Below are 10,986 nucleotides of genomic sequence, written 5' to 3'. Positions count from 1 at the left end.
GGACCCGAACCGTCCGGGTCGGTCCGGCTGTCCCGGGGTGTCCGGTCCGGGACGGACGGCCCGGGGCGGGGCCTCCGGTCCGGGCCGGGGCGGCTCCGGTTCGGGCACGGACCGGAGCGTCCGCAGGTTCCGCGTGCGGCCGACACGCACGAGGACCCGCCCCGGGGACCGTCGACCCGGGGACGGGCCCTCCCGCGTGTCGGCGGGGACCTCTAGCAGCGGTTGTTGATCGTGGACTGGATGGCGGACCGCTCGGCGGAGGTGACGGTGAGGTCGTAGCGGTACTTCACGTTCACCCAGGACTTGACGTAGTCGCAGTGGACGGCCGTGTTGGGCGGCATCCACTCGGACGGGTCGTCGTCGCCCTTGCTGCTGTTGCTGGAGGGGGTGGCCAGCCACAGCTGTGAGGAGTTCACGTCGTTGGCGAAGGCACGGCGCTCGGACGTGCTCCAGTAGCGCGCGCCGGTCTTCCATGCCTCGCTGAGCGGGACCATGTGGTCGACGCTGATCCGGGACGGGTCGTCGTGGACCCACGTACTGTCGAAGGCACTCCACCAGCTGCCGGAGGTGGGCTGGCAGCGGGAGTCGGTGACGACGTCGTGGCCGTCACGCATGAGGACGACCTGGCGCGCCGAGCAGTTGCCCTGGACGTCGACCCAGTGCGGGAAGAGGCTGCGGTCGTAGCCGCTCTGGGGACCCTTGGGAGCGACGGTGAGGGAGTTGAGCTGGCTCTGGGCGGTCCCGGTGCTGGGGATGCCCGGCGGCAGGACGTGGTCGGCGGCGGCGGGGGAGGCCCAGCCGAGGACGACGAGCAGGACGGCGGCGGCCAGGGCCGCCAGGGCTCTGCCCGGGGAGCGGGGGGTGGTGGGCACGTTCTCTCCTCTGGAGCGGGTGGAGGGAAGGGACCCCACCACAGTGCGCCGACAACGGTTTCCGGACCAGTCCCGCCAGGGGAATTCGTGCGTAATCCGAAGTGACACAGACGGGTCCCGGCAGAAACCCCGATCTCACCGCTGTACCAGATCCCTGTGATCTAGCGCACAGGAAAAGTCCGGGCTTGCGCACCCCTGCGCGACGACCATGCCCGCAACTGGACGACCTGGGAAGATATCGATTCGAGGCGTACCCTGAAGACACGTGGCGCGACTCCGCAGGTGAGGCGCGCCATCAGCGGGAAAGGGGATCGGAAAAGAAGGAAAAAGAGAGGCCCAACTTCCATCTCCGCCCCATATAGTATGACAGTAATACCCAGTCAAATAATTACTAAACACACTGCCGGTGGGCATCCTCATAAAGGTCTCCGGAAATTTGTTAAGTTCGCGTGTCGTAAGGACGACCGTCGACCTCAGAGAGGATGAACCCCCACCGAGGGGATCGGCCATGACTCTGCAGATGGATGCTCCGACCGCGGACGAGTACCCGACCCGGAAGGCCACCGAGCCCGCCCTCCTGTACCGCAAGGACCCCGTCGTCTGGGGACCGGCGGAGGACGGGCCCTTCACCGCCGACGAGATCAGTGCCTACGACACGCGCGGCTACGCGCAGGTCCCGTCCCTCGTCTCGGACGAGGAGGTGAGCGCCTACCGGGCCGAACTGGAACGGCTCAGCTCCGACCGCGCGCTGCGCGGGGACCGGCGGGTGATCGTCGAACCGACGTCGGACGAGGTCCGCTCGATCTTCGAGGTGCACAGGATCAGCAAGGTCTTCCACGACCTGGTGAACGATCCCCGGCTCGTCGACCGCGCCCGGCAGATCCTCGGGTCGGACGTGTACGTGCACCAGAGCCGGATCAACTACAAACCGGGGTTCGGCGGGGGCTCCTTCTACTGGCACTCGGACTTCGAGACGTGGCACGCCGAGGACGGCATGTCGCGGATGCGTGCGGCCAGCATCTCCATCCCGCTGACGGAGAACTACACGCACAACGGCGCCCTGATGATCATGCCCGGCTCGCACAGGACGTTCGTGTCGTGTGTCGGCCGGACCCCGGACAACCACTACCAGGCGTCGCTGCAGAGCCAGCACGTGGGCACACCGGACCAGAGCTCGCTGACCATGCTGGCCGAGCGGCACGGCATCGACGTGCTCACCGGCCCGGCGGGCGACGCGACCGTGTTCGACTCCAACTGCATGCACGGGTCGGGCGGCAACATCACGCCCTACCCGCGGTCGAACATCTTCATCGTGTTCAACAGCGTCGAGAACGCGTGCGTGAAGCCGTTCGCCGCGAGCAGCCCGCGACCGGAGTTCCTGTCCGCGCGCGACTTCACCCCGGTCGGCCGCTGAGCCGCCGCTGAGGGGCGGCCGTCCCCGACCGCCACCCGGCGCATCCGTGCGGGCGGGCACGTGCCCGCCCGCACGACGCGTTCAGGAGCGGGTGAGGGAGTTGACCAGGACCCCGCCCAGGGCACCGTGGGCCCGCTTGGTCGCGGGGCGCAGGGCCCCGACGTCGATCCTGGTGTAGGACGAGCCGAGGTGGTCGTCCCACGGAACGCGGACGATGGCCCGGCAGCGCCCGCGCGCCACCCGCTCGGCGGCGTCCACGTCCGCCAGACTGCGCTTGCTCACCCCGTTGACCACGAGCACCGAGTTCGCCCGCAGGGCGCCGTAGCCGTTGCCGTCCAGCCACTCGAAGGTCATGGACACGGCGCGCTCGGCGTCGGCGTTGGCCGGGGCCACCAGGACCAGGCTGTCCGCCACCGGCAGGGCCCGGGCCACTCCCGTGGCCGCCGGGTCCAGGAGCGTCACCGCGTAGAAGCGGCCGAGCAGTTCGGCGAGCTGGCCGTAGTCGCGGTCGTCGAGCGTCTGGACGTAGGGGTCGTCGAGGGTCTGGACGACCTCCAGGCCGGTGCTGGCACGGCTGGTGTAGTCGCGCATCCGCGCGTGGTCGTCGACCTCGTCCGCGTTGGCGAGCAGCGCGGTGAGGGTCTCGGGGGCCTGCGCGCCGACCCGGCGGGACAGACCGTTGGGACCGGGGTTGACGTCGACCGCGACCACGGGTTCGTCGCGGTGCGCGGCCAGGGTGTGCCCGATCATGAGCGAGGTGACGGTCTGGCCGGCGCCGCCGGTGCACCCGAGCACGACCAGGCTGCGCGGCTCCGGCAGGGGGGTGCGCAGCCGGGCGATGTCGCTCGCGGGCAGGTCGGAGCGGACCGGTGCGGCGCCGCCGGTGACCACCTTGGCCAGGCGGCGCCAGCCGCGCGTACCGCCGGACTCGGTGTCGCCCTCCCGGGGTTCGGGCTCCGTGGGCACGGGGCGGGGGTCCGGGCCCCCGTCCGGGGCCTCGCCGAGCCGCTCCTGCTCGCCGGTGCCGTGGTCGAGCTCCAGTGGCGGCTCGGGCTCCTCCCGGCGCGGGGGTTCGGGTTCCTCCCCGGGAACGGGCTGGCCGAAGAGGTGGCCGAGCCTGCGGGCGTTCTGCGCGACCCGGTGGAAGACACCGTCGTGGGGGTCGCCGCCCGGGTGGCCGTCGGACGCGTCCGGATCGGTACCGGCGGAGGAGTCGGTACCGGTGCGGGAGCCGGCTCCGGTCGCGGCCCGGTCGTCACCGGCCCGCGTGGTCGGGGAGGCGGTGCCCTCCTCCGTGAGCACGTCCGCGAGGCTGCGGTTGGCCCGCGGGTCGAGGACCGGGGCCGGACGCCCGTCCGAGCCGGAACCGGAGCCGGAGTCCGGGTCGGGGTCAGGGTCGGGGTCGGGGTCGCGCCGGGCGTCCGCACGGCGTCGGGCCAGCGCGGCGGCCTCGGCCTCCTCCAGGTCCGCGGTCGTGCGGCGGGAAGCGGGCGCCCCGTCGGACGCGTCCCGGGAGCCGACGGTGGATCGCGGGGCGGCGCGGTCGGCGGCGGCGCCCCTGGCCTCGCCCCTGACCTCGGCGAAGCTCACCAGCTCGCCGGTTCCGTGGTCGAGCTGGGTGGGCGGCTTGGAGTCACCGACGTCACCGGTGGCACCCGGCGCCCCGGTCTCGGAGGACTCGGCCTCGGGCACCTCGGCGGGCGCTCCCCCGTGGGTCCGGTCGGCCCCGCCGGAGTCGTCCGGCCGGACGGCGGTGTCCGCCGACTCCTCGCTCTCGGCCGCGCTCTCCTCGCGCAGCTCGCTGGCCGGGATCACCGGGTTCCCCCGGTCGCCGACCTTGGGCTGGTCGGGGTGGCGCCGCTTGCCGTCGTCGAACCACTGCGCCGGGTCCGCGGCCTTCGGGTCGCGCTCACCGCCCCGCAGGGCGTCGGCGAACCTGGGCCGCGGCGGCGCGGGGGTGTCCGCCTTGCTGAGGTGCTGGTCGAGCACCGACATGTGCTCGTTCCACCCGGTCCCGCGGTCGCCGTGGTCGTGGCTCGGGCGGACCGGCATCGCCTCCTGCTCGCCGGTCCCGTGGTCCAGCTCCGGCGGTGCTCCGGCCGGGAGCCTGAGGTCGGTGCCGGTCGGGGGCTCCGGGGAGTCCGGGGAGTCCGGGACGTCCGGTTCGGGCGGTGCGGCCGCACCGCCCGAAGCGACCGCGGTGTCCGGGGTGTCCGCGCCGTCCTCGGTGTCGGGGTCGGCCTCGCGGGCGGTGTCCGCCGTGTCCTTGGGCGCCGAGGCGGCGGGCGGCAGCCAGGGGGTGGAGGGGGTCTCCGGCACGGCGGAACGGCCGGTGGCGGCCGCGTAGCGCTCGGCGTAGTCGGACAGGTCACCGAGCCCGGCCCGGTCCGCGGGCCCGTCCTCGGCTTCCGGCACGGCACCGCCGTCGCGGCGGGGCTCGTCCAACTCCCAGGGGGCGGCGTGCGGGCGGCCCCTGCGGCGGGGCGGGCGCGGCGGCTCGTCCGCGGGCAGGGCGGTGCCCCGGGCCCGCCCGGACGGCGGGTCCTGCGGGGCGCGCTCACGAACGCCTTCGGAGCGGCGCTCGTCCAGTTCCCTGGCGACCCTGATGCCCTGGACGCGTCCGCGCAGGCGGCGCGCGGGGGCCGACTCCTCCGCCTCCGGTTCGGGCGCGGCCATGACCTCCTCGGCCCGGCGGCGCTCGCGTACGCGTTCGGGCCCCCCGGACACCTCCGCCGTCTCGTCGACCCCGGGTGCCCCAGCCTCCTCCTCGGACTCGGGCCCACCGGTCGCCTCGTCGACCTCGGCGCGGCTCGGGGCACCGGTGTCACCGACCTCGTGGGCGGCCCTGGAGCTGAGACCGACGGGGGGCCGCCCGGAGTGCGCGCGCAGACCGGAGATCCACTCCTCGCCGTCCCGCTCCTGCCCGGGTTCGTCCCGTTCGGAGCCCCGGACGTGCTCGTCGGACCCGTCCCCGCGACCCCGCGACGGCACGGGAGCGACGGGTTCGAGGGCGATGCCGAAGTAGTTCAGGACACGGCGGGTCACGCCGCGCGTGTCGGGGGCGTCCTCGGGGGGCCGCGTGTCGGCCGGGACCTCCTCCGTCCCGGCGGCGGCCCCTGGCACGGTGTGCTCGGACTCCTCCTCGGGGACGGGTCCGGCGTCCTGCCCGGAGAGAAGATCGGGAACGGGTGCGGCCACGCCCACGAGCGGCGGCGCGGAATCCGGGGAGGGACGCGTCGGGAGCTCCCCGACCGCGGTCCGGTCGGTCTCCGGCGTCGCCTCGGCGCGTTCACCCCGGCGCCGTCCGGACGCGGGCAACGGCCCGGCGTCCGGGTGGCGGTGCCACACGCGCACCACCACCCGGGCCTCGTCCGGCTCGTACTCGGGTGCGAGCCTGGTGTAGACACGGGCCTCGGTGAGGAAGCGGGCCTGGGAGATGAGCAGCTCGGTGAGGCGTTTGCCCTCGATCACCGGCCGGGTGGCCAGCACGGTGATCACCCCGGGCGGTACCACCCAGAGCACCAGGTGCCAGCCGTTGCCGAAGGTGAACGGGGCGTTGAGGATGCTGAGCAGCACCACCCAGATCGCGAAGACCCCCAGCGCGACCCCGAAGGTCCCCACCGGGAGCGGCATGGGCAGCCGGAAATCGTAGAGCTTGTACAGCCGCTTCTCGATACGCCAGATATTGGTGTACGTGGGCAGATCCACGTTCCCGGCCTCCCTCGCCTATTCCGCCGATACGCCCATCGCTCGCGCGAGCGCCACCGCGATGACCTCGATGATGCCGGGGACGTAGAAGACGATCCCGATGAAGATCGCCAGGATGATGAACTGCGCGAACCGCGTGATCTCACGCGTGAACAGGAAGAACACCGCCACGATCGACACGATGACGAGGAACAGCGGCCCGAAGAAGCCGCGGAGGAAGTCAGCGAGGCCGCCCGTGTCGGGGGCCTCCTGCGTCGGTGACGGCGGTGCCGCCGCCGCGAGGTGGAGGAGGTCGGCGCCGCCCGCCTGGGCGAGGGCGTCCGTCGTGGAAGACAGCAGGGGGAGCATGTCAGGCGCCGCCCTCCGGTGTCGTCGCTGGTGTGCGCATGGTCCTTCTCGTCTCCTTGCCTACGGGCCCCGTCAGCCGCCGAACGAACGCGGGGCGCCCCGGATGTCACGCACGTGCCACTCGTTGCCCGAGTTGACCACGGTGACCAGGTAATCCTGCACCAGTTGGCCCGCCTCTCCGCCATCGGAGGCCGGGACGTTCCAGCGGACGGTGACCGCCACCTGTCGTACGTCATCATCCCCGGTCGACGTCTGGGATGGCACCGTGATATCGGACAGTTCGGCGAATTCCAGGGTGTTCGTCGGAAGCGGGGTGATGGCGGCGCCCTGTTCGAGGAACCGTTCCAGGAAGTCCGGCTCTCCGGCGTAGGCCTCGAAGAAGCCGGGCAGTACCTCGCCGAGCTGCTCGGCGGCGTTCGGGTCGGTCTCGAAGGACGCGCCGGGGGGCAGGGCGGCCTGGGTGGGCGCGGCCAGCAGGGCCGGGCGCCCGGAGACCACGAGGGCGTCCCCGTCGGCGTAGACGGGCACGTCCAGGCGCATCGGCGCACCGTTGACGTCGGCGCGGACCACCACGACGGCGTTGTTGTCGTCGAGGACGTCCACGGCGACGACCGTGAGGTTCTCGCCGGTGAGGCTGCCGGACGCGGCGTCCAGTTCGGTGGCCTCACCCTCGGGGACGAACGCGGCGAGTTCGTCGCGGCGCGCCTCGGTGTCCTCGGTGTCGAGGTAGACGTCGGCGAAACGGAGGGCGAACGCGGCGGAGGCGGTCTCGGGGTAGGTGGCGGCGTCGGTGCTCGGGGGCTCCTCGTCGACGCTGGGCAGGGCGAATCCGCCGCGCAGGGGGAACCAGATGCCGTTGACGACGACGACGACGATGAACGCCCACAGCACGGCGCGTCCCACGCCGACCCACCAGCGCCCGCCCGCGCCCGCGCGGGGCGCACGGGGCCGTGCGGCGCCGAACTCCGCCTCGGTGCCGTCGGACTGGTCACGCCCGGTCCGACCGAGCCGTGACGCCTTCGCCATCCCCGCCTCCTGCGCTCAGTTTCCGCCGTCCGGTCCGGACGGCCCTTCCGCCATGCCCTTGTCTACCCCATCCCTATAGTGAGGCATTGTGCGGGTTGGGAGCGGCCTTGGGCGTCCGGTGTTTCGGTGTCGACGCGGGGACCAGCACACCGGTCAAAGTTCGCGAAAGACATCGAATACGGCGAATTCCCAGGTAATCAGGATGGCGACGGTGCAGGTCAGAGCAATTCCGGTTGTCCAAGACAGCGATTAGTCACCTGGCAGAAAGCACGCTGTCGCCCCCGGGACGAGAAAACCGTTGGCTGGATGTAACCGGAGTCTCGTTCCCCCGGTGCCGCTCCGGTCCCGGCGGTCCCGAACCCGGTGCTCCCGCGCGACCGGCCCGACGTCACATCGGTGGCGGCGCCGCGACCGGAATGCCGGGGGGCCGACCCGTGTTGACGCCCCTCGGAAGCTGCCACACCGTTCCTGGGAGCGCGCCCCGAACCGGGCCGTCCCGAGAGAGAAGCCGTCACATGCGCGTCGAGATCTGGACCGACATCAACTGCCCCTGGTGCTACGTGGGCAAGGCACGCTTCGAGAAGGCGCTCGCCGGCTTCGAGCACCGCGACGAGGTCGAGGTCGTCCACCGCCCCTTCGAACTGGACCCCTCGTTCCCCCGGGACACCACGGAGCCGGTCCTGCCGATGCTCGCGAGGAAGTACGGCATGACCGAGGCACAGGCTCAGGAGGCCGAGCAGCGGATCGCCGCCAACGCCGCCGCCGAGGGGCTGGGGTACCGCACGGCGGGTCGGGACGTCGGCAACAGCTTCGACATGCACCGGCTGCTGCGCCTCGCCCTGGAGCGGGGCCGCCAGAACGCACTGATCGACGTGCTCTACCGGGCCAACTTCGTCGAGGAGCGCTCCGCCTTCGAGGGGGTCGAGCGCCTGGTGGAGCTGGCCGTCGAGGCGGGGCTCGACCCGGACGACGCCCGCGCCGTCCTGACCGACCCCGAGCGGTACGCCGACCAGGTGCGCGCCGACGAACGCGAGGCCGCCCGGCTCGGGGCCACCGGGGTGCCGTTCTTCGTGCTCGACCGCGCCTACGGCGTCTCCGGGGCCCAGCCCGTCGAGGCGTTCCGCCAGGCCCTGGATCGGGCGTGGGCCGACCACGCGCCCCTCACCGCGGTCGGTTCCGCCGAGGGGGCCGAGGCCTGCGGCCCGGACGGGTGCCCGGTCCCGGAGCACGGCTGAGCTCCCGGCGACGCGCGAAGGCCCGCACCCTCTTCCGGTGCGGGCCTTCGCGCGAGCGTCTCGGGAGCGATCGTCCCCGGTCACACGTTGAAGCGGAACTCCACCACGTCGCCGTCGGCCATCACGTAGTCCTTGCCCTCCATGCGGACCTTGCCCGCGGAGCGGGCGGCCTGCATGTCGCCCGCGCCGACCAGGTCGTCGAAGGAGACCACCTCGGCCTTGATGAAGCCGCGCTGGAAGTCGGTGTGGATGACTCCGGCGGCCTCGGGCGCCGTGGCGCCCTTGCGCACGGTCCACGCGCGGGCCTCCTTGGGCCCTGCGGTCAGGTAGGTCTGGAGGCCCAGGGTGTCGAAACCGACCCGGGCCAGCTGCGCCAGGCCCGACTCCGTCTGCCCCATCGACTCCAGGAGCTCCTGCGCCTCCTCCTCGTCCAGCTCGGCCAGCTCGGCCTCGATCTTGGCGTCGAGGAAGATCGCCTCGGCCGGGGCGACGAGCTCCTGGAGCTTGGCGCGCAGGGTCTCGTCGGCCAGCTCACCGCTGTCGAGGTTGAACACGTAGATGAACGGCTTGACGGTGAGCAGGCTCAGCTCGCGCAACCGGTGCGTGTCCAGGCCCTGGGCCGCGTAGAGCGACGTGCCGCCGTCCAGGACCTCGCGGGCGGCCAGCGCCGTCTGGAGCAGCTCCTGGGCGGCCTTGTCCTTGGCGTTGCGCTTGGCGTCCTTCTCCAGGCGCGGAATCGCCTTCTCCAGGGTCTGGAGGTCGGCGAGGATCAGCTCGGTGTTGATCGTCTCGATGTCGCGCGAGGGCTCGACGTCGCCGTCCACGTGTGTGACGTCCGGGTCCTCGAAGGCCCGGATCACCTGGCAGATGGCGTCGCTCTCGCGGATGTTGGCGAGGAACTTGTTGCCCAGGCCCTCACCCGTGGAGGCGCCGCGGACGATGCCCGCGATGTCGACGAAGTCCACCGTCGCGGGCAGGACCTTCGCCGAGCCGAAGATCCCGGCCAGGGTGTCGAGTCGGGAGTCGGGCACACCCACGACCCCGACGTTGGGCTCGATGGTCGCGAACGGGTAGTTCGCGGCCAGAGCGTCGTTCTTGGTCAGCGCGTTGAAGAGGGTGGACTTGCCGACGTTGGGCAGGCCGACGATCCCGATAGACAGACTCACAAGGTCAGAGTCTATGCGGACCCGCGAGTACGCCGATCCTCCCGCGGCGGGGATCCGGGCCAATCGCCGAAACACACTGCACAGGGATCACCACGCACAGTAGGTTCGACACAGTCACCGGAGTCCTGGAGCCGAGGGGGCACACGGGGTGCCGCGCGCCGCCGCCCGCGTGTCACGGGACACCGGGCGGCCCACCCCCCGAGCCCGCGCCGCGACCCCGTTCCTGGGGGGAGTCAACTGTGGTCACCGACCAGCTACGAGCGTTCGTACGCCGCTATCCCGCGGTGCGCTTCGCCACCCGCCAGATCCGTGTGCGCCTTCCCAGACGGCTGGGCGGGCTCGACCCCGCACGCGTCCCGCCGTGGAGCCGCGACCTGACCGTCGTCCTGCCCCGGCTCGACTCGGACACGCCCCCGGCCGGACCCGACAGCATCACGCTGCGGCTGCCCGGCGACCTCACCGTGCCCCGGCGCCTGGCCGCGTCCGGCCTCTCCCGGCACGAGCCCGACAGCCTCGCCTGCTTCCTGGCGATGCTGGACCACACCCCGCCCGGCGCCGTGCTCGACGTGGGGGCCGGGGTGGGCGTCTACGCGATCCTGGCCGCCGCGCGGACGGAGCGGCCGGTGTTCGCCTTCGAGCCGACCCCGGAGATCGCCTCCGCGGCGCGGGCGGTGGCCCGGAGCGGCGGGATGGGGTTCGCGGTCGTGGAGCTGGCGCTGAGCAACCACAACGGCACCGCCCGACTGCACCGGGCGCGGCACAACGACATGTGCAACACGGTCGTGCACGCCACCCGCGCCGACCTCGCGCACGTCCCGGTGGAGGTGACGACGCTGGCGCACTGGAGCGAGGACGCCTCGGTCCTGCCGGCCGTGGTCAAGGTGGACACCGTGGGCACCGAACCGGACGTGGTCGCGGGCGGTCTGGAGGTGCTGCGGCGCCACCGGCCGTGGATGCTGGTGAAGGTGCGCCCGGACCGGGGGGTGGAGGAGCGGCTCATGGCCCTGCTCGACCCGCTCGGCTACACGTGGTACCCGGTGAGCGGGCCGCCTCCCTACCAGGCGTGCGAGGAGATCGCCGGGCGCGCCTCGCCCGCGTGGGAACGGATGTGGATGTTCACCCCCGCCCCGGTCCCGGAGGAGTTCTGGCGCTCGGTCGGCGCGTGGCGGGGCGCCCTGGAGGCGTGTGTCCCGGGCGCGCGCCGGGACGCCTGAACC

Annotated in this window: 8 protein-coding genes; 3 read left to right on the top strand and 5 right to left on the bottom strand. The window is 72.6% G+C overall.

What is annotated here, in order from left to right; all coding sequences use genetic code 11:
• Window positions 1-212: 212 nt before the first annotated feature.
• On the bottom strand, window positions 213-872 hold the full coding sequence (locus tag ACTVAJ_RS08565; RefSeq protein WP_470387537.1) for an HNH endonuclease family protein: 660 nt from the start codon (window positions 870-872) through the stop codon (window positions 213-215).
• Between the two features lie 508 nt (window positions 873-1,380).
• Here ACTVAJ_RS08565 and thpD point away from each other — a divergent pair.
• Entirely contained in the window at window positions 1,381-2,286 is a 906-nt protein-coding gene (gene thpD / locus ACTVAJ_RS08560; RefSeq protein ID WP_470387536.1) for an ectoine hydroxylase, read from the top strand.
• A gap of 81 nt (window positions 2,287-2,367) precedes the next feature.
• Here thpD and ACTVAJ_RS08555 read toward each other — a convergent pair whose 3' ends face one another.
• From ACTVAJ_RS08555 to ACTVAJ_RS08545, 3 genes are all read right to left on the bottom strand, one after another.
• Window positions 2,368-5,994: a TcpE family conjugal transfer membrane protein gene (locus ACTVAJ_RS08555; protein WP_470387535.1), complete on the bottom strand. Its 3,627-nt coding sequence runs from the start codon at window positions 5,992-5,994 to the stop codon at window positions 2,368-2,370.
• Window positions 5,995-6,012: 18 nt separating this feature from the next.
• Window positions 6,013-6,342 (bottom strand): hypothetical protein, encoded by a 330-nt coding sequence (locus ACTVAJ_RS08550; protein ID WP_470387534.1) that lies wholly within the window; start codon window positions 6,340-6,342, stop codon window positions 6,013-6,015.
• Window positions 6,343-6,414: 72 nt separating this feature from the next.
• Window positions 6,415-7,368, bottom strand: coding sequence for a conjugal transfer protein (locus ACTVAJ_RS08545; protein ID WP_470387533.1), 954 nt, complete (start codon window positions 7,366-7,368; stop codon window positions 6,415-6,417).
• A 515-nt stretch (window positions 7,369-7,883) separates the two neighbouring features.
• Between ACTVAJ_RS08545 and ACTVAJ_RS08540 the strand changes: the two genes are divergently transcribed.
• Complete coding sequence (locus ACTVAJ_RS08540) at window positions 7,884-8,603, top strand: DsbA family oxidoreductase (protein WP_470387532.1); 720 nt, start codon at window positions 7,884-7,886, stop codon at window positions 8,601-8,603.
• Between the two features lie 80 nt (window positions 8,604-8,683).
• On the opposite strand, the gene ychF is transcribed toward ACTVAJ_RS08540, so the two are convergent.
• Complete coding sequence (gene ychF / locus ACTVAJ_RS08535) at window positions 8,684-9,769, bottom strand: redox-regulated ATPase YchF (protein WP_470387531.1); 1,086 nt, start codon at window positions 9,767-9,769, stop codon at window positions 8,684-8,686.
• Window positions 9,770-10,008: 239 nt separating this feature from the next.
• Between ychF and ACTVAJ_RS08530 the strand changes: the two genes are divergently transcribed.
• On the top strand, window positions 10,009-10,983 hold the full coding sequence (locus tag ACTVAJ_RS08530) for an FkbM family methyltransferase (protein ID WP_470387530.1): 975 nt from the start codon (window positions 10,009-10,011) through the stop codon (window positions 10,981-10,983).
• Window positions 10,984-10,986 lie beyond the last annotated feature (3 nt).

The organism is Nocardiopsis sp. KDC1DS13DA1 (assembly GCF_055632325.1).
This window is presented reverse-complemented; position numbering and strand designations above follow the sequence as displayed.